The 18660-nt window shown below is 58.6% G+C and carries 22 protein-coding genes and 1 tRNA gene; 12 read left to right on the forward strand and 11 right to left on the reverse strand.

Translation table 11 applies throughout. The annotated features are described in order from the left end of the window. The coding region (locus AC2FIS_RS15355; RefSeq protein ID WP_496774198.1) for a hypothetical protein at positions 1 to 584 on the reverse strand (584 nt) is incomplete at its 3' end. Positions 585 to 825: 241 nt separating this feature from the next. Between AC2FIS_RS15355 and AC2FIS_RS15360 the strand changes: the two genes are divergently transcribed. Both AC2FIS_RS15360 and AC2FIS_RS15365 read left to right on the forward strand, forming a co-directional pair. After that, positions 826 to 1581 (forward strand): 3-hydroxyacyl-CoA dehydrogenase, encoded by a 756-nt coding sequence (locus AC2FIS_RS15360; RefSeq protein ID WP_496774199.1) that lies wholly within the window; start codon positions 826 to 828, stop codon positions 1579 to 1581. A gap of 9 nt (positions 1582 to 1590) precedes the next feature. Next, on the forward strand, positions 1591 to 2142 hold the full coding sequence (locus tag AC2FIS_RS15365) for a sugar O-acetyltransferase (RefSeq protein WP_496774200.1): 552 nt from the start codon (positions 1591 to 1593) through the stop codon (positions 2140 to 2142). Here the strand turns inward: AC2FIS_RS15365 and AC2FIS_RS15370 are convergent. From AC2FIS_RS15370 to AC2FIS_RS15380, 3 genes are all read right to left on the reverse strand, one after another. Further along, a complete protein-coding gene (locus AC2FIS_RS15370) occupies positions 2139 to 3947 on the reverse strand; it encodes an ABC-F family ATP-binding cassette domain-containing protein (protein WP_496774201.1) in 1809 nt (602 codons plus the stop codon). The two genes, AC2FIS_RS15365 and AC2FIS_RS15370, sit on opposite strands and share 4 nt — an antisense overlap. Before the next feature lie 67 nt (positions 3948 to 4014). Next, the gene (locus tag AC2FIS_RS15375) at positions 4015 to 4749 is read right to left on the reverse strand and encodes a GNAT family N-acetyltransferase (protein ID WP_496722648.1); all 735 of its coding nucleotides are present in this window, start codon (positions 4747 to 4749) and stop codon (positions 4015 to 4017) included. Positions 4750 to 4847: 98 nt separating this feature from the next. Continuing rightward, positions 4848 to 5321 (reverse strand): outer membrane protein assembly factor BamE, encoded by a 474-nt coding sequence (locus tag AC2FIS_RS15380; RefSeq protein WP_058274497.1) that lies wholly within the window; start codon positions 5319 to 5321, stop codon positions 4848 to 4850. Between the two features lie 84 nt (positions 5322 to 5405). On the opposite strand from AC2FIS_RS15380, the gene AC2FIS_RS15385 reads away from it, so the two are divergent. The 8 genes from AC2FIS_RS15385 to AC2FIS_RS15420 all read left to right on the forward strand — a co-directional run bounded on the left by AC2FIS_RS15385 (position 5406) and on the right by AC2FIS_RS15420 (position 10799). Then, positions 5406 to 5942, forward strand: a complete 537-nt coding sequence (locus AC2FIS_RS15385) for a YceD family protein (RefSeq protein WP_496774202.1) — start codon at positions 5406 to 5408, stop codon at positions 5940 to 5942. Between the two features lie 206 nt (positions 5943 to 6148). Next, on the forward strand, positions 6149 to 6355 hold the full coding sequence (gene rpmF, locus AC2FIS_RS15390; protein WP_037316137.1) for a 50S ribosomal protein L32: 207 nt from the start codon (positions 6149 to 6151) through the stop codon (positions 6353 to 6355). Positions 6356 to 6379: 24 nt separating this feature from the next. Then, the gene (plsX, locus tag AC2FIS_RS15395) at positions 6380 to 7468 is read left to right on the forward strand and encodes a phosphate acyltransferase PlsX (protein WP_496774203.1); all 1089 of its coding nucleotides are present in this window, start codon (positions 6380 to 6382) and stop codon (positions 7466 to 7468) included. Positions 7469 to 7489: 21 nt separating this feature from the next. Next, complete coding sequence (locus AC2FIS_RS15400) at positions 7490 to 8461, forward strand: beta-ketoacyl-ACP synthase III (RefSeq protein WP_472723933.1); 972 nt, start codon at positions 7490 to 7492, stop codon at positions 8459 to 8461. A 96-nt stretch (positions 8462 to 8557) separates the two neighbouring features. After that, complete coding sequence (gene ihfA / locus AC2FIS_RS15405; protein WP_058274526.1) at positions 8558 to 8860, forward strand: integration host factor subunit alpha; 303 nt, start codon at positions 8558 to 8560, stop codon at positions 8858 to 8860. Between the two features lie 18 nt (positions 8861 to 8878). Next, positions 8879 to 9520 carry a MerR family transcriptional regulator gene (locus tag AC2FIS_RS15410; RefSeq protein WP_496774205.1) on the forward strand — a complete coding sequence of 214 codons (642 nt, stop codon included), beginning with the start codon at positions 8879 to 8881 and terminating at the stop codon, positions 9518 to 9520. Between the two features lie 61 nt (positions 9521 to 9581). Beyond that, positions 9582 to 9658, forward strand: a tRNA-Pro gene (locus AC2FIS_RS15415). Positions 9659 to 9719: 61 nt separating this feature from the next. Next, a complete protein-coding gene (locus AC2FIS_RS15420; protein ID WP_496774206.1) occupies positions 9720 to 10799 on the forward strand; it encodes a 2'-deoxycytidine 5'-triphosphate deaminase in 1080 nt (359 codons plus the stop codon). Between the two features lie 52 nt (positions 10800 to 10851). Here the strand turns inward: AC2FIS_RS15420 and AC2FIS_RS15425 are convergent, their stop codons facing one another. The 6 genes from AC2FIS_RS15425 to argS all read right to left on the reverse strand — a co-directional run bounded on the left by AC2FIS_RS15425 (position 10852) and on the right by argS (position 16420). Continuing rightward, positions 10852 to 11022, reverse strand: a complete 171-nt coding sequence (locus AC2FIS_RS15425) for a hypothetical protein (RefSeq protein WP_496735757.1) — start codon at positions 11020 to 11022, stop codon at positions 10852 to 10854. Between the two features lie 63 nt (positions 11023 to 11085). Then, positions 11086 to 11742 carry an SMC-Scp complex subunit ScpB gene (scpB, locus tag AC2FIS_RS15430; protein WP_496774207.1) on the reverse strand — a complete coding sequence of 219 codons (657 nt, stop codon included), beginning with the start codon at positions 11740 to 11742 and terminating at the stop codon, positions 11086 to 11088. Further along, positions 11735 to 12529 carry a segregation and condensation protein A gene (locus AC2FIS_RS15435; protein ID WP_058274503.1) on the reverse strand — a complete coding sequence of 265 codons (795 nt, stop codon included), beginning with the start codon at positions 12527 to 12529 and terminating at the stop codon, positions 11735 to 11737. Before AC2FIS_RS15435 ends, scpB begins: the two co-directional genes overlap by 8 nt. Further along, a complete protein-coding gene (nagZ, locus tag AC2FIS_RS15440) occupies positions 12519 to 13526 on the reverse strand; it encodes a beta-N-acetylhexosaminidase (RefSeq protein WP_496774208.1) in 1008 nt (335 codons plus the stop codon). The genes AC2FIS_RS15435 and nagZ overlap by 11 nt, the downstream gene beginning before the upstream one ends. Beyond that, entirely contained in the window at positions 13523 to 14635 is a 1113-nt protein-coding gene (locus AC2FIS_RS15445; RefSeq protein ID WP_496774210.1) for an SPOR domain-containing protein, read from the reverse strand. Before AC2FIS_RS15445 ends, nagZ begins: the two co-directional genes overlap by 4 nt. A gap of 39 nt (positions 14636 to 14674) precedes the next feature. Continuing rightward, positions 14675 to 16420 carry an arginine--tRNA ligase gene (argS, locus tag AC2FIS_RS15450; RefSeq protein WP_496774211.1) on the reverse strand — a complete coding sequence of 582 codons (1746 nt, stop codon included), beginning with the start codon at positions 16418 to 16420 and terminating at the stop codon, positions 14675 to 14677. Positions 16421 to 16551: 131 nt separating this feature from the next. On the opposite strand from argS, the gene AC2FIS_RS15455 reads away from it, so the two are divergent. After that, positions 16552 to 17103: a putative pterin-binding protein gene (locus tag AC2FIS_RS15455; protein ID WP_496774213.1), complete on the forward strand. Its 552-nt coding sequence runs from the start codon at positions 16552 to 16554 to the stop codon at positions 17101 to 17103. Here AC2FIS_RS15455 and AC2FIS_RS15460 read toward each other — a convergent pair whose 3' ends face one another. Next, entirely contained in the window at positions 17104 to 18246 is a 1143-nt protein-coding gene (locus tag AC2FIS_RS15460) for a deoxyguanosinetriphosphate triphosphohydrolase (RefSeq protein ID WP_282169397.1), read from the reverse strand. Positions 18247 to 18322: 76 nt separating this feature from the next. On the opposite strand from AC2FIS_RS15460, the gene AC2FIS_RS15465 reads away from it, so the two are divergent. Beyond that, positions 18323 to 18646: a HesB/IscA family protein gene (locus AC2FIS_RS15465; protein WP_058277565.1), complete on the forward strand. Its 324-nt coding sequence runs from the start codon at positions 18323 to 18325 to the stop codon at positions 18644 to 18646. The last annotated feature ends 14 nt before the right edge of the window (positions 18647 to 18660 follow it).

Here is an 18660-nt window from a genome sequence, read left to right on the forward strand (position 1 = left end):
CCGCCGCTGCCGCCGCCGTCTCCACCGCCGCTGCCGCCGCCGTCTCCACCGCCGCTGCCGCCGCCGTCTCCACCGCCACTGCCGCCGCCGTCTCCACCGCCACTGCCGCCGTCTCCACCACCTGGGCCACCTGGTGCTCCGCCGGGACCGCCTGGCGCTCCGCCACCAGACCCGCCGCCAGAGGAGCTACCTCCTCCAGAAGATTCGCCGCCCGAACCATTCTCCCCGCTGGAATTGGAACCGCTCCCAGATGACTGGCTGGAATCACGATCTTCGCCATTCGAGGTCGCCGCCGCGATCGTCCCAGTTGAAAAATCCGTCAACAATGCGGCCAAACCGGGGCACTGTTGACCAGTTGCAGCCAGTATCGAATCGAAATCGGAGTGCTTCTGCAACCGGTTCAGGAAACTCGGGGTCACCTGAGTGCAATCACACAGTGTTTGGTAGTCTCCTGCATTTGCTGCGATCCGTGCTGTGCGTGCGTCGCAAACCCCAGATGCAGCTTGCGCTGTGGTCACCAAAAGCGCCCCAACAAACGGAGAGGCCACCATAGCCGAAACGCTAGATTTCAGTTTAATTCGCATCATTTAGCTCCTTGCGCCTTAACACCCAAGTGCGTCAGGGTCTTCGGTTACAAAGTGGGAGCCGCAAATGAAGTGCGGATAAATACCCGCTGAAGATGCGTTAACTTTGGCTCACCACCACTCATTAAATTCGAGCACGACACCAGTTGTGACGGTCCGATAGGCCAAATATACAACATCTATTACGACCGCCACATCAAAAGTGGCAGAAAAGTGTCAAAATTTTGGAGAGGTATCCGTGATGCAACTATCGACATCCGCGGCAATCATAACTGGCGGCGCGTCAGGTCTGGGTGAGGCCACCGCCCGCTATTTCGCAGAACAGGGCGCGCAGGTGACGCTCCTGGACCGCGACGCTGTGCGCGGCCCAAAAGTGGCCGCAGAGATCGGCGGGCATTTTGCAGAAACGGATGTGACAGACGAAACCTCAGTCGCGGCGGCAATCGAGCACGCGAAGGGCAAGATGGGTCGCATCACGGCCACTGTGAACTGCGCCGGGATCGCCTATGGGATCAAGACAGTCGGCAAGGATGGTCCCCACCCTTTGGACGCGTTTCAGCGCACAATCGACATCAATCTGGTGGGTACGTTCAATGTCTCGCGCCTGGCCGCAGCTGAAATGGCTAAGAACGAACCCGAACCGGACGGCGCGCGCGGGGTGATCATCAACACGGCCTCAATCGCAGCCTTCGACGGACAAAAAGGACAGGCGGCCTATGCAGCCTCGAAAGGCGGTGTCGTGGGAATGACGCTGCCAATGGCGCGCGATCTGGCCTCAACCGGCATTCGCGTGATGACCATCGCTCCGGGGATTTTCATGACACCGATGCTGGCCGGTCTGCCCGAAGAGGTTCAACAACAACTGGCGACAGATGTCCCAAACCCTGCACGTCTGGGTGATCCGAAAGAATACGGGCGGTTGGCCGGTTTCATCGTCGAGATGGGCTACTTGAACGGAGAAGTCATCCGCATCGACGGAGCCCTTCGTATGCGTTAAGCCTGTCCCATGACAGAGCGGGAAAAGATGCAGTCCGGGCAGTGGTATAACTGCCTGGACCCGGAACTTGAGGCGCTGCGCACCCGTGCCCGGCACGCAGTCCACGCACACAACACCTGCCCGCCAGATGCCCGGGGTGCCATGGCGCCCGAGTTGCAGGCGTTGTTCGCACGCGTCGGGCAGGATTGCTCACTCGAGGCTCCGTTTCATTGCGCCTACGGGCTTAACATCCACCTTGGCGCGCGGGTCTATTTCAACGCTGGCTGCGTCGTTCTGGACACCGCACAGGTTCGGATCGGCGATGACACGATGTTCGGCCCGCATGCCCAGATCTACTGTGCTCAGCACGCCAAAAACCCGGCAGAACGCGGACAAGGTTTGGAAATCGGGATACCGGTGACCATTGGCCGAAACGTCTGGGTTGGCGGAGGTGCCATCGTGATGCCCGGCGTCACCATCGGCGACAACGCAATTATCGGCGCAGGCAGCGTTGTAACCAAAGACGTCGCGGCCGGAGAAACGGTTGTCGGCAACCCTGCCCAACCGTTGACGCGCCGCTAGGCGCCTTCGGCCTTTTCCTCAAGCACCAGCCACTCTTCTTCGGCGGCGGCCAGTTTCTCTTGCCGTTCGACCAGCGCCTCGGTCGCCTTCTGGAACTTGACTGGTTCACGGGTGAACAGTTCAGGATCTGACATAAGCTCTTCCAGCTTGCCAATCTCGGCCTCCAGGCGGGCAATCTCGGCAGGCAACTTCTCAAGCCGATGCTTCTCCGCGAAAGATAGCCCGGATTTCGGCTGCGCTTCTTGCTTTTGCTTTGACTTCGAAGCCTTTGCTTTTTCAGCTTTCTTTTCGGCAACATCACCTCGTTGCGCAATGTAATCCGACCAACCGCCTGCATAGACAGTGGCGCGGCCATTGCCCTCCATCGCAATCGTCGTGGTGGCAACCCGGTCCAGAAAATCCCGGTCGTGGCTGACCAGCAGGACGGTGCCGTCATAGTCGTCCAGCAGTTCCTGCAACAGGTCCAGCGTTTCAACGTCCAGATCGTTGGTCGGTTCGTCCAGCACTAAAAGGTTCGAGGACTTGGCCATCAGTTTCGCCAACAGCAAACGCGCTTTTTCGCCACCTGACAATGACTTAACGGCCGCTCTTGCCTGCGCATCATCAAACAGAAATTCCTTGAGGTATCCGACCACGTGCTTTGGCTGGCCACCGACCATCACCTGATCCGCTTTGCCGGAAACCCGCATTTCGGGATCGCCTGTCAGGCTATCCCACAGGGTCATTTCGGGATCCAGCTGCGCGCGAGCCTGGTCGATAACCGCGATCTCAAGATTGGTGCCCAGCGTCACTGTTCCTTCGTCGGGCTGTTCCTGACCCAGCAACATTTTGAGCAGGGTTGTCTTTCCCACACCGTTCGGTCCGACAAAGGCAACGCGATCTCCACGTTGTGCCAACAGATCAAAGTTCCGAACGATCTGCTGCGCGCCAAAAGACTTGGACAACCCCTTGGCTTCAATCACTTTTCGCCCAGACTTTGGCCCGCCTTCCAGCGACATTGCCGCTGATCCCTGACGCTTGATCTGCGCGGCCTTTTCAGCGCGCAAGGCCTGCAAAGCCCGCACCCGACCCTGATTTCGCTTGCGCCGTGCACTGATACCTTCGACCGCCCATTTGGCTTCAGATTTGATCAGACGATTCAGCTTGTGGCGCTGTTGATCCTCTTCTTCCCAAATCTTGTCGCGCCAGGTTTCAAAAGCCTCAAACCCTTGCTCCTGCCGCCGTACCATGCCCCGGTCGATCCACAACGTCGCGCGGGTCAAAGCGCGCAAAAACGCACGGTCATGTGAAATCAGAACAAAGGCTGCGCGGGTCGATCCCAGTTCGCGCTCCAGCCAGGCAATTGCTTCGATATCCAGATGGTTCGTCGGCTCGTCCAGCAGCATCAGGTCTGGCGCTTCGGCCATCAGCTTGGCCAATGCGGCCCTGCGACGCTCGCCACCTGAAGCGGTTTCAATCGGGCGGGAAGGATTGAATTTCAGCCCCTCGCCCGCGCGTTCGACCTTGTACAGCTCACCCGGCTCCAACTCGCTGGACGCATAATCGCCCAGTGTCGCAAACCCTTCCATGCCGGGGTCCTGCTCCATGTAGCCAACAGATTTTCCGGGCGGCACCACGATATCACCCTGATCAGGCTCGACCAGACCGGCCATGACTTTCATCAGGGTCGACTTTCCCGACCCGTTTCGCCCAACCAACGCGACGCGGTCGCCCGGCTGAACCACCAGGTCCAGCCCCGAAAACACCGGATCGCCCCCGAAAGTCAGGGATATGCCGGACATCTGCAACAAAGGAATTCTCGCCATGCCGCCAGCTAAACCGGTGGACACAAAGCGTCAACGCCCCTGCTTCACCTTTTCGAAAATACTCAAACTACCGGACCACTGCGCGCAGCAACCGTTTACGGGCCGGAGGAATCGCTCCGATCTCAAGTCCGGTGAATACATGCAGCGTATTCATATGCCGATCCACCACCGCATGATCACTGACCCAGCCGCCCATCATCAGATAGGTGCGCAACAATGGAGGCATCCGCAACATAGCCTTTTTCACATCGGGCCGACGCCGCAGGCGAGAGGCAAACTTGAATACATCGGGGGCCTTGACCCGCGGCAACCAACGTTTTGGCGCCAGGTGCCGTTGCTTCAACATGGCAAAGGCGTCCAGATACTCGACCGTTTCGGTTCCTGCAAAGGATGAACAGCCGAACAACATCTTGACGTTGTTCTGGTCTACGTAATTGGTCATCGCACCCCAGGCGACCCGCAGGATATCCGGGTCTGTCCATTCCGGGTGAATGCAGAAACGGCCCATTTCGACCATGCGACCGTCAAACCCTTTGAGGGCAGACAGGTCATAGAACTGGGCAGAATAACTGCGGTCAACCTCGGCCCCGTGCTCCATTGTCAGCATTCTGAAACAACACACCAGTCGTCCATCGGAGCGCGAGTCTTCAACAAGGATATGCGCGCAGACCGTATCAAATTCATCCCGGTCAGTATGATCCGTCCCAAATGCCAGCGTACGCAGTTCCTGCGCCGCCTCCACATCCTGTGGGGACTGCGCCAAACGAGCCCGGTATCTGCCCTTGCCCAGCAATAATGCCATGGTCGCATCCTCCGCGGTTGCTGACCTGCTTCATGTTGCAGCGGTTCTAACACAGAACATGTGACTGTCCTGTGACCGTCGCAAGAGGCGGCGCAGACTTAATTCGCGCCCGGAATGTTCGCAGGGTTGAAGTTGCCGATATTGCCCAACAGCTGGCGCAGGAAGCCACGGTTCTGAACGCTGGATTCGGTCACGCGGCGGTCCAGTACCACCACATACCCATCCTCAAGGCCAAAACGTTCGATATTCCGCACAACGCCACGCTGATCAAAGCTGATCGCAACCAGTTCGCGCGACACCACTTCGGGGCGCTTCGGACCATAATGGCGCACGCGAGAGCGGACATAGTAAAAACCCGAATCCTTCACCAGCCCGGCAGAGCTGGGCGCTCCGATGGTTTCAACAACGCTGTCGCGGGTATCGACGCCCACTTTGATCTCAGCCAGTTGGTCAGCTGGCGGGACGTATCCGTGATTCTTGAAGATTGGCGTGCAAGCGCCAGCCGCAACCAAACAGGCCGCAAAGACAAGCCTTTTGGACGCCGGTTTCAACCTGTTCACAACCTTCAACATTTACATCCTCTTGCCTTGGGACCTTGCGGACCCTATCCGATTACATAAACCGCAGCCCCGGTTCAACACACGAAAGGGTCACGAATGACGACTAATACATCTCTGCGGGTGGCCGACCTGCCCCAAAACGCGCCCACACCGTTTGATCTGCGCCCCGATAGCAAGGGGCTGGACGCGATCAAAACCGAACTGGGATTGCTGGGCCTGCGCAAGCTCAGCTTTGTGGGTGACGTAAGGGCACAGGGCAAACGCGATTGGATTCTTGCCGGAAAACTGGGGGCGACGGTGATTCAACCCTGTGTCGTGACACTTGAACCCGTAACCACGCGCATCGATATCCCTGTGTCACGGCACTATCTGAAAGACTGGCAAAACCCCGACGAGCCTGAATTCGAAATCCCCGAAGGTGATGAGACCGAAGCACTGGGCGCGGAAATCGACCCCGCATCGGTGATGGTTGAGGCGCTGTCGCTTGCCCTGCCCCAATACCCACGGAAGGACGGCGCAGAATTGGAACAGGCCGGCTATACTGAGCCGGGCAAACAGGCGATGACGGACGAAGACGCAAAGCCGTTTGCCGGACTGGCGAATTTGCGCGATGCTTTGAAAAAAGACGAGTGACATAGGTCTGATTTCCTGTCATAGCAGGCCTCCAGAAAAATCGCTTGAACATGCCGAGAATCGCAGTATTTTCGCGCGCTCAACGGAATTTGGGTTGGACATTGCGGGGCCCGTCCCCTAAACGCGCGTCAAACCACTAGAAAAACGAAGAATGAAACCCGGCCAGCAGCGAATCTGCTGACCCTTAATAGACAAAGGTTGAGACCATGGCTGTCCAACAGAACAAAGTTTCCAAGTCGCGCCGCAACAATCGCCGCGCACATGACGCTCTGGTTGCTGCAAACCCGAACGAATGCGCAAACTGTGGCGAACTGAAGCGCCCGCACCACGTCTGCGCGTCCTGCGGCCACTATGATGACCGTGAAGTCGTCGCTCAGGCCGACGAAATCGACCTGGACGAAGACGCGGCCTAAGCCTCATAACTCGTAGGCCAAGGCATGACGGAACAGCCCACGCAAGCCGGACGGATTACCATCTCGGTTGACGCTATGGGCGGAGATTCGGGGCCCGCGACTGTTGTTGCGGGCATTGCCAAATCGGCAAACAAGAACCCCGATATCGCCTTCGTTCTGCACGGGCCCGAGCAAAAGTTGCGCAAACTTGTCGCCAAACGGCGTGTCCTGCAGGGACGCGTCGTTTTTCGTGATTGCCCCGACGTGGTCACGATGGAGGACAAGCCCAGTCAGGTCGTCCGCAGCGGCAAGCAGACATCGATGTGGTCGACGCTGGAAACAGTGCGCAAAGGCGAAGCCCACGGGGCTGTTTCCTGTGGCAATACCGGCGCACTGATGGCGCTGTCGATGATGCGTTTGCGCAAATTGCCGGGTGTGAACCGTCCGGCCATTGCGATTCTGTGGCCGTCGCGCAACCCCCAGGGCTTTAACGTGATGCTAGATGTCGGCGCAGATGTTCGGGCCGACGCCAAGGATCTGCTGCAATATGCGCTGATGGGGGCGTCTTATGCCCGCAACGGCATGGCGTTGGATCGGCCCCGGATCGGTTTGCTGAATGTCGGCACCGAAGAACACAAAGGTCGGGCCGAACTGAAAGAAGCCCACGCGATGATCTCGGAATTCGCAGAGCAGGCGAATTTTGACTTCGTAGGCTTCGTGGAAGGCAGCGACATTCCCGGTGACAAGGCCGATGTCATTGTTACCGATGGCTTTACCGGAAACGTCGCGATCAAAACTGGCGAAGGCACGGCCAGCCTGATTGGTGACCTGCTGCGCGAGGCCTTCAAATATTCCCCCCTGTCCCGGCTCGCATCGGTTCTGGCTATCACCTCGCTGCAACGGTTGAAGAAACGTATCGACCCCCGCCGCGTGAATGGCGGTGTCTTCCTTGGCCTCAACGGAACCGTGGTCAAATCACATGGTGGCGCAGATGCCACCGGAGTTTCGGCAGCGATCAAACTGGCCTTTACCCTGGCCGAGTCCGGTTTCGCCGAAAAATTGGCGGCACGGGTTGCATCGACAGCCCAGCTTGCACAAGATGCCGCGCACGTACCGCCAAAGGCGGGCGAATAACAATAAAGGCAGTACCCCCAAATGGCAGGCCGTTCAGTTGTTGTAGGTGTCGGACACTATTTGCCAGAGCGCATCGTTCCGAATTCCGAATTTGAAAAGACGCTAGATACGTCGGACGAGTGGATCAAAGCTCGCTCGGGAATCGAACGCCGCCACTTTGCCGCTGATGGTGAAACCACGTCCGATCTGGCGACCAACGCTGCCTTGGCCGCCCTGGCTGATGCTGGCCTGAAGGCCGAGGATATCGACGCCATCATCCTGGCGACATCAACGGCTGACCTGACTTTCCCCTCTGCCGCGACGATGGTCCAAGCGCGCCTGGGCATGACCCACGGATTTGCGTTTGACGTGCAAGCCGTCTGTGCAGGCTTTGTCTTTGCCCTCAGCAACGCCAACGCTTTGATCGTGTCCGGTCAGGCCAAACGTGTGCTGGTCATCGGCGCCGAGACGTTTTCGCGCATCATGGATTGGACTGATCGCTCCACTTGTGTGCTGTTTGGCGACGGCGCCGGCGCGTTGATTCTTGAGCTGCAGGACAGCGAAGGAACCGCGCAGGATCGCGGCATTCTGTCGACCGACCTGAATTCTGACGGGCGCTACAAGGATTTGCTCTATGTCGACGGCGGTGTGTCGACTCAATCGACCGGGCATCTAAGAATGCAGGGCAATCAGGTGTTCCGCCACGCAGTCGAAAAGCTGGCGAAGACCGCTGAAACCGCCCTGGGGCGTGCCGGTCTGACCAACGCGGACGTCGATTGGATCGTGCCGCACCAAGCCAACATCCGCATCATTCAGGGCACTGCCAAGAAAATGGGCCTGCCGATGGAAAACGTCGTCGTGACGGTTCAGGATCACGGCAACACGTCCGCCGCATCGATTCCCCTAGCGCTGTCAGTGGGCAAACAACGGGGCCAGATCAAGACCGGCGATCTGATCGTGACCGAGGCTATCGGCGGTGGCCTGGCATGGGGCGCAGTGGTTCTGCGCTGGTAACCGGCGCAAAACGGCTTACACAGCCTCGTGCAATTCATTGATATTGACAGCGAATTTGCCATCACCATATTCTCTGATATCAACAGGGGAAATGGTATGGGCGAAAAAACACTGACGCGAATGGATCTGAGCGAGGCTGTTTTCCGCGAGGTTGGCCTTTCACGAAATGAAAGTGCGCAGCTTGTCGAAAGCGTCTTGAACCACATGTCGGACGCACTGGTCCAAGGTGAACAGGTCAAGATTTCATCGTTTGGTACGTTCAGTGTTCGGGACAAAACCGCCCGCATCGGCCGTAATCCCAAAACCGGCGAAGAGGTGCCAATTCAGCCTCGACGTGTCCTGACATTCCGCCCGTCGCACCTGATGAAGGATCGCGTCGCCGCAGGGAATCGCAAGTAAGTTCGGGGCGAAACGGTCATGAGCAAGTCCCCCGACGCCTTTCGCACAATAAGTGAAGTTGCGGACTGGTTGGGCGTTCAAGCTCATGTCCTGCGCTTCTGGGAAAGCCGTTTCAGCCAGGTCAAACCCGTCAAACGCGCGGGTGGCCGCAGGTATTACCGGCCAAACGATATGCGCCTTTTGGGCGGTATCAAAAAGCTGCTGCACGAGGACGGGATCACCATCAAAGGTGTTCAGCGCATCCTGCGTGAACAAGGCGTGGCCTATGTTTCCTCGCTGTCGCCCAGCCTGGATGAGCCCGCTGCGCCTGAAAGCGCCCCGGAAGACGACACCGTTGTCGTGCCCTTCTCCGCCAAATCTGCCACGCCCAGCGATCAGATTGATCTGGACCTAGGCGATCCAGCACCGGTGGCCGAGGCGACCGCGCCAGCGGAACAAGCTCCTCAGGCCGAGACGCCCACGCCTGCCCCGCAGCAACCACAAGCAGAGCCACCACAGCCTGCACCCGAGTATCTGGATGAAGCCCCCCTGATGGGCGGCATCGCCACACAAGCGTGGGAACGGACCGATTTTGACGACGATCTTCTGCGTCGGATCGCACCCATCGCCAAGGACTTGCGTGCTGTCATCAACCGAATTGAGAACCGGTCGGCAGGATAAGAAAAAAGGCGATGATTTCCTCTTGCCCCCGCCGGGAAAGTCTTTATGAACACCTCAACGTCGGGCTATGGCGCAGCCTGGTAGCGCGTCCGTCTGGGGGACGGAAGGTCGCAGGTTCGAGTCCTGCTAGCCCGACCAAATCACACCGACGTTTATGGCAGACTGGCCAGATCCCGCTCTGGCAACAGAGGGGATCGGAATGACAGGTGTATGCCCAAACCAACAGATCGAGGCGATGATCGGCCGCGGTGAGATCACCGCCAGCCCCGAGGTTATCCCGGCGCAAATTCAACCCGCCAGCCTTGATTTACGTTTAAGTACAGTTGCTTACCGGGTCCGCGCCTCGTTTCTGTCCGGCGAAGGACGCACGGTCGCGGATCGTCTGGCCGAGTTTGAGATGCACCGCATCGACATCACCGGCGGAGCCGTTCTGGAAAAAGGCTGCGTCTATCTGGTGCCGCTGATGGAATCACTAGCCCTGCCCGCCGGTACCAGCGCGGTGGCAAATGCCAAAAGCTCGACCGGACGATTGGATCTTCTGACCCGCACGATCACCGATGGTGGCACCGAGTTTGACCGGGTACCAGCAGGTTATACCGGGCCGCTTTTTGCCGAGATCTGTCCACGCTCATTCTCGGTTCTGGTGAGACCGGGCATGCGGCTGAACCAGATTCGTTTTCGTCAGGGTCAGGCAGTGCTCAGCGATGCGGAACTGACCGCGTTGCACAACGACTCGCCACTGGTCGACGGACCGGCAGTCATTCAGGACGGGCTGGGATTCTCGGTCGACCTGCAATTGCCCGACACTGATCTGGTTGGCTATCGGGCCAAACCGCATACCGGTGTGATCGATCTGGACCGGATTGGCGAATATGACCCGCAAGAATACTGGGAAGAGGTGCGCACCACAGAAGGCCGCATCATCCTTGACCCCGGTGCATTCTATATCCTGGTCAGCCGCGAGGCGGTCCATATTCCCCCCATGTATGCGGCTGAAATGGCCCCCTACCTTGCAATGGTGGGTGAATTCCGGGTGCACTATGCCGGATTTTTTGACCCCGGCTTCGGTCACGCCGCGGCGGGCGGAGCGGGATCTCGTGGAGTACTGGAAGTACGCTGCCACGAGGCACCGTTTGTTCTGGAACATGGGCAGGTCGTCGGGAGGCTGGTCTATGAGAAGATGGCCGACATGCCGACACAGCTTTACGGAGCAGGCATCGCGTCAAACTATCAGGGACAGGGGCTGAAACTGTCCAAACACTTCAAGGCTGTTGGCTAACACTACTTGAACCGGCGCACATGTGGGCCACGCGCTGCGCCGGGCTTATCTGCTAGGCTTGACGGTTGCTATCGTCATTTGCGCCAGTGTCATGAGGCACAGCCGATCTTTGTTTCGGCTTCCCCATCCGGCCCGCCACATCAAAACCTTTGTCGATGCCTTTGTTGACGACCCGCCGCATGATCTGGCGGATGATCATGTCGATGATGCGATTCATATTCATTGCTCAACTCCTCAGCTTGGCCACAACATAGGTGATTCCAACGGCAACAAAAGGGCCAAGTTATCACTCTTCCTCGAACAGCTCGGTCTGGTCCTCATCTTCACTGTCATCACGCCCCTCGCCCAAGGGAATCGTGCCCGGAGGCGGTCGGTTTTCCAGCAACCCAGCAGCCCGCAATTCCTTGAGTCCCGGCAGATCCCGGGCATTTTCCAACCCGAAATGATCCAGAAACTGTGGCGTCACAACAAAGGTGACCGGACGGCCTGGCGTCATCCGGCGACGGCCCAGACGAATCCACTCCATTTCCAACAGTTGGTCGATTGTGCCGCGCGAGACCGAGACACCCCGGATCTCTTCGATTTCAGCCCGCGTACAGGGCTGATGATAGGCGACGATGGCTAGCGTTTCGATCGCTGCGCGGCTCAGCTTTCGGGTTTCAACCGTTTCCTTTTGCATCAGAAAGCCCAGATCAGGGGCGGTGCGAATGGCCCAGGATTCGCCCACGCGGACGATACGGATACCGCGGCCTTCGTACCGTTTCTGCAAAATTTCAACCGCTTGCGCCGCGTCGCTGCCATGGGGCATCCGCGCCTCAAGGTCGGCGATCGTCACTGGCTCGGAACTGGCGAACAGCACAGCCTCAACCATGCGCTCCTGCTCCGCCAATGGTGGCGCTTCGAACAGGGTGCCGGTGCCTTCGTCTTGCGGTTCGTCAGTCACGTGTGTCAGTCCTTTTGCGCAAATGGATCGGAGCAAACGTCTCGGTTTGCTTCATCTCCATATGTCCTTCTTTCACCAGCTCAAGCGAGGCCGCAAAGGTCGCTGCAGTGGCCGAGCGGCGACGCACCGGGTCAGCGTCCCAGCCCTCGGGCAGATAGGATTCCATATCCGTCCAAGCCCCGGCAAACCCGATCAGCGGGCGCATCCGCTCTAGCGCCTGTTCCATTGTGAACACTGAATCGCGGTCCATAACAAAGGGGCGGAACTCGTCACGAGTTCGGATACGGGCGTAACCCTGCATCAGATCCAACAGCGTGGCAGAGTAAGTCACGGTGCGGATACGGGTGATATCCTCACCCTGCCCGCGTTTGAAGAAATCGCGCCCCAGTTGATCACGGGCCATGAGACGCGCGGCAGAGTCGCGCATGGCCTGCAGGCGTTCCAACTGGAACGCCAGGTGAGCGGCCAGTTCCTCGCCCGAGGGGCCTTCGTCATCCGGATCCGGTGGCAACAAAAGCCGGGATTTGAGGAAGGCCAGCCAGGCGGCCATGACCAGATAGTCTGCCGCAAGTTCAATCCGCAGCGCGCGCGCCTTTTCCACAAAAGACAGATACTGTTGCGCCAGCGCCAGTACCGAGATTTTCCGCAGGTCGACCTTTTGGGTTCGCGACAGGGTCAACAATACATCCAACGGGCCTTCGAACCCGTCGACATCAACAATCAACGCCTCTGCCGCAAGACGATCCGCGACCGAGGCCGGGTCTTCGCTAAAGAGATTATCGTTCATATACCTGCCCGCCCATTAGGGCAGATAGTTCCGCTTCGGCCGCTTGGATGTCAAGTTCCACAGGCTTCTGTCGCATCGACAACGCCCTTTCCGCGCGCTTTTGCGCTTGCGTGGTCATTTCTCCGGCGGCTTCCAGCACCTTGGCGCGCGCGTCGAACGTTCCGTTACAGTGCAGAACCACGTCGCACCCCGCGGCCAGTGACTGACGCGCAATGTCTTCGGGCGCGCCACTCAGCGCTTTCATCGAGATATCGTCAGTCATGATCAGACCGTCAAAACCGATATTGTCGCGGATCAGCCCGATCATCGCAGAGGAAATCGTGGCCGGTTGCGGATCAATCCGATCATAAACCAGATGCGCAGTCATCCCCATCGGCAGGTCGTTCAACGCCCGAAACGGTTCGAAATCCGCTTGCACAAGCTGGTCCTGTGTCAGGTCCACATGCGGCAGGTCATGGTGGCTGTCCAGCGTTGCCAATCCATGCCCCGGCATGTGCTTGAGCACCGGCAAAACACCCCCATCCAGATGGCCTTTGGCAACCGCGCGCCCAAGAGCTGAAACCCGTTTGGGATCAGAGCTATAACAGCGGTTCTTCAAAAACGCATGGGTATCGTCGCGCGCCAAATCGACCATCGGAGCGCAGTTGCTGTCAATGCCAAGCTCGAATAGCTCTTTTGCGATCAGTCGATACCGCAGGTACATGGCGCGTTCCGCCTGATCCCCAGCGCGGCCCGCATGATCCAGGGGCGGCATCCATTCGCGTGCCAATGGTGCGCGCAGACGCTGTACACGGCCACCTTCCTGATCGATGGTGATAGGGCAATTGCGCCCAACGGCATCACGAAAGTCATCGCACAGGGCACGGACTTGTTCGGCTGTATCAATGTTTCGCGCAAACAAAATGAACCCGAATGGGTTCATCTGCTGGAATAGTCTCTTTTCCTCTGACGTCAGGCGCAGCCCTTCGGCATCGGTGATCGCAGCGCCGAATGTCACCGAACGGCAACCGGGATACAGTCTGCACCTTGTGCGACCAGAGCAGCACAGAACTGACGCGAGTCGCTCAGGTCATCAAACCCAAGAACACGCAGACGATAGAATGTCCGCCCACCGCTTGAAGTCTTCTGGATAACACGTTGTTTTCCATCCATATACTCGCCAAAGCGGCCATTCATGCGATCCCATTCCGCTCGGGCCACATCCGAGCTTTCATACGCACCCAGTTGGGCCATGCGCGTGCCTTTGGAAAGGGTATTCGGATCCACGTCCACGCCAACGGCGGCTTTGACAGCGGCGTTGATCGCAGCTTCGGTACTGCTGTTGGATGAAATCCCGCTTGGCGTCGCTCGGGCTGGCCGCGTGGACGGACGCAGGGACCGGCGGACACCGGGCAGTGCCGCCAGTTCCGGATCCGGCAATTGCGCGGCCAGATCAGCAGGATCAATGGCGGGCTCTTCCTCGGGCAGTGCCAACGAGGCGAGTTGCACGCCCTGCTCTGCCGGGTCATCCGCTTTCGCCGCTCCACCGGCCAATTCTGCAACCAGGGCATCGACTGTATTCTGGCGCAGCTGCGCGGCCTCTTGATCCGAGATCTCTTCTTCGACGACATGCACGGCTTGCGTCGGCTTCAGCGGTTCAACAGGCGTGTCTTCGTCTGTCAGCGAAACCGGGCGCGGCGCAAGGATCAGGCGATCTGCTGGCGGCGCTGCCGTTCCAACGGCTGCCACGGCATTGACGGCCAGACCCTGGTGATCGGCCGGGGTGCCGCCGGGGTTTTCCGGCTGAATGCGCATCGGTCCTTCGATGGCGCGAACAACAGGCACGCCACTAACGTCGCGCATCACCAGTTTGAAGCCCCAGACGCCGATTCCGGCGACCAGTGCCAACGACGCTGCTGCGCCCATGACGTTGACGATACGGCCCAGCCCTGCCCCTCGCGGAGCCTGTTCATAGCCATAGGAGTCGTCGGGATACTCATACCCATCCTCAGGATGTGGCTGATTCGTGTAATGCATCTCCTCGGGGCGCATCTGCCCCGAGTAATCGTAACTTGCCATGTCCGCCTCACCGCCCGATTGCGCCTTAAAAAGTGGCGCGCGGGTCATTTCTTGCCTACCTCGTACCGGCGCGTCGGGCGGTGTTAGTTACCGCATCTCCTGCGCCGGAGTGACGCCAAGAATACCCAAGCCCGCTGAAATCACAACAGAAACGGCCCGGGCCAATGCGATTTTTGATTGGCTTGTGGCAACATCGCCATCCTGAATGAATCGCAGTTGCGTTTCATCGTTGCCCTTATTCCATAGCGCGTGGAAGTCACCCGCCAGCTCATACAGGTAAAAGGCAACCCGATGCGGTTCATTGGTGCGTGCGGCAATTTCGATCAGACGCGGCCATTCGGCCAGTTTTTTGGCGACCGTCAGCTCTGAGGCATGGTCGATCTTGCCCAGATCAGCCCCCTTGAGAGTCGCGTCATCCGTAGCGATTTCCGCCTCGGCGGCACGGCGCAGTACGCTCATGACACGGGCATGAGCGTATTGCACGTAGAACACAGGATTCTCGCGGCTTTGTTCCAACACCTTGTCGAAATCAAAGTCCAACGGCGCGTCGTTCTTGCGGGTCAGCATTACGAACCGGGTCACGTCCGGGCCAACCTGATCTACCACATCGCGCAGAGTGACAAAGTTCCCTGCCCGCTTGGACATCTTGAACGGTTCGCCATTCTTCCACAGCTTCACTAACTGCGTCAGCTTGATATCAAGCGGCACCTTGCCATCAGACAGAGCTGAAACAGCCGCTTTCATCCGCTTGACATAACCACCGTGATCCGCGCCAAACACGTCGATCAGCGCGTCAAAGCCACGGGTCACCTTGTCATAGTGATAGGCGATATCCGGGGCGAAATAGGTCCAGCTGCCATCCGATTTCTTGACCGGACGGTCCACATCATCACCATGCTCGGTCGACTTGAACAGAGTCTGCTCGCGCGGCTCCCAATCCTCGGGCTTTTTACCTTTGGGTGGTTCCAGCACGCCTTCGTAGATCAAGCCCTTATCGGTCAGGGACTTAAGCGCAGCCTCGATCTTTCCGGTGCCATAAAGCGATTTTTCGGAATAGAACACATCCATCTCAACACCCAACGCCTTCAGGTCGGCGCGGATCAGATCCATCATTGCATCGGTCGAAAACTCGCGCAGCTCTTCCAGCCACTCGCTTTCCGGCTTGTCGATCAGGCTGTCGCCGTATTTCTCTTTCAGCGCCTCGCCGATCGGGATCAGATAGTCACCAGGGTACAGCCCCTCGGCGATCTCGGGGCTCAGCCCGTTGGCCTCGCGATAGCGCTCATACGCGGACCGCGCCAGTACATCTACCTGCGCGCCCCCGTCGTTGATGTAGTATTCACGTGTCACGTCATGGCCCGAATACGCCAGCAAGCTTGCCAGCGCGTCACCGAACACGGCACCACGCGTATGGCCCACATGCAGCGGGCCTGTGGGGTTGGCCGAGACATACTCGACGTTGACCTTCTGGCCATGCCCCATGTTGGAACGGCCATAATCCGTGCCCTTTTCCAGCACAGCGGCCAGAACGCTCTGCCACACAGACGGCGCAAGCCGCAGGTTCAAGAACCCCGGCCCGGCCACCTCGGCGCTGGTGATCCGATCATCAGCAGCCAGCTTTCCGGCCAACACGTCAGCGATGTCGCGCGGCTTCATCTTGGCCGGTTTCGCCAGCACCATCGCGGCGTTGGTTGCCATATCGCCATGCGCTGCATCACGCGGCGGTTCGACCGCTACGTTGTCAAAACTCAGCCCCTCGGGCAATACGCCTTCGGACTGCATCTGTGCCAGCGCGTCCAGCACGAGGCCGCGGATCTCGGAAAACAGGTTCATTTCGGATGTCCTTTTGCTTGCCCGGCGGTTTATCACGCAAAGCGGCAAGGTCAATGGAAGCGATCAGTTTGGGCTTGGATTAGCGGTAGACTCAGCTAACGTCGGTGGAAATTCAAGCCGGAGAAACCCCTATGCGCCTTGCCCTGCCAATCGCCTTCGTTCTGACCTCTGCCCTGCCGCTTTGGGCCGACATGCCTGAACCGCAAGGCCATGTACTTTTGACCCTTGGCGGAGCGGTCACGGAAACCAACCTGCCAGCCCGCGGTGAAAACGATGGCGGTCTGCTGGGATACTTGGAGGTTCAGCACGACGGAGCCGCCGGCTTTGATGCGGCCATGTTGGACGGACTGGAGCAGGTTGAAATCACTATTCTTTACGGCCCGGAAGACAATAAGAGCGACATCGCCTTTTCCGGGCCACGCCTGTCGGACCTGTTGATCATGGCCGGGGCCGAAGGAAAAACCGCCAAGCCAATGGCCATGGATGGCTATCAGTCTGAAATTCCTTGGGACAGCATCACCGCCCATCAACCCATCGTCGCGACCCATGCCGACGGCTCACCGATGGGCGTTGGCGGCTATGGCCCGACTATGATCGTCTTCCCCCCGACCGATGACCCCGACCTGGCCGCCGAACAGTCGGGCCAGCAGGTCTGGGCGCTGGCCTATATCGGGATAGAGTGATCAGGTACCAGCCAGCCTTGCGTGATCCTGCAGGGCAAATCGGTCGGTCATTCCTGCAATGTAGTCAGAGACAATCCGCGCCAGCGCTGTTTCATCGCTGGCCGCCTCTATATCCTCATGCCAGCGCGCGGGCATCTGTTTCGGATCGTTCATGTAGATTGGGAACAGATCTTCCACGACTTTGCTAACCTCGGCGCGCACGTCCATGACGCTGGGCGCGCGGTACATCTGCTTGAACAAAAAGGCTCGGATTTCCCTGAGTTGCGCCCACAAGCCACCCGAGAACTGGATCACCGGATAACCAAGATTGCGAATTTCCTCGACGGTCTCCGCGCCCGAACTCGTGATCAGCCCACGCGACGTGACAATCACATCGGATACCATGACGCCGAAAACACGGCGCAGCGCCTCATGCCGGCGCCGATAAGAATCCAAACCCGGATATCTCCGATCCACCTCGGCATAGCAGTCACCGACGATAGGCAATTGCCCGATTTCATCATCCGTGAACAGACCCGCCCTCAACCCGTCCAACAGGTCATGGTTGTTATAGGCTATGTCATCCGAAAGGGCGGCAACTTGTGCTTCGGCACTGGCATGAGTGTACAGCTCCAGATCGAAACTCGCGTTGCACTCGGCCAGTGCCCACGGCAAATCACCGGTGACCGGCCCGTTATGCTTGGCGATCCCCTCTAGGCACTCCCATGTCAGGTTGCATCCGTCAAACTCGGCATAGTGGCGTTCCAGCTTCGTGACGATACGAATGGCCTGTGCGTTGTGGTCAAATCCGCCGTAAGGCTCCATGAGCGCGTGTAGGGCATCTTCGCCCGTATGTCCGAACGGTGTGTGTCCCAGATCATGCGCCAACGCCACGGCCTCGGTCAGTTCGCCGTTCAAGCCCAAAGCTCCGGCGATTGTTCGCGCGACCTGTGCAACTTCGATAGAATGGGTCAGGCGCGTGCGATAGCTGTCGCCCTCGTGCTCTACAAACACTTGTGTCTTGTGCTTAAGCCGCCGAAACGCGCTGGCGTGAATGATCCGGTCCCTGTCGCGTTGAAAGCATGACCGGAAACTGCTTTCCTCCTCTGGCACAAGCCGCCCCCTGGCGCGGCCTGGGTTCGAGGCAAAACCCGCTATGTTCAAAGGCCTTGTCCTTGTCGCCTGTCCTTGCACTTTCTATATTGTAAGGCGTAAAGGAAATAAACCTTTGGAGTTTGGCATGAATCTGCCCCCCACAGTTACAGAACGCGCCTTTGAACGTCTCGCCGAGATCGGCGCAGCCGATCAGGGACAAGCCCTGCGCGTCGCAGTGGAAGGCGGCGGATGTTCCGGATTTCAATACGAAATCGCGCTGGACGAACCGAAAGAAGACGACCTTGTGCTGGAAGGCAAAGGCCAGAAAGTGATCGTCGACGCGATTTCGTTGCCGTTTCTGGAAAACGCGGTGATCGATTTCACGCAGGAACTGATCGGCGCGCGGTTTGTGATCGAGAACCCCAACGCTACCTCTTCCTGCGGCTGCGGCACTTCATTTTCAATGTGACCTTGCCCTGCCCG

The sequence above is a fragment of the Ruegeria sp. CDSB113 genome (assembly GCF_059611045.1).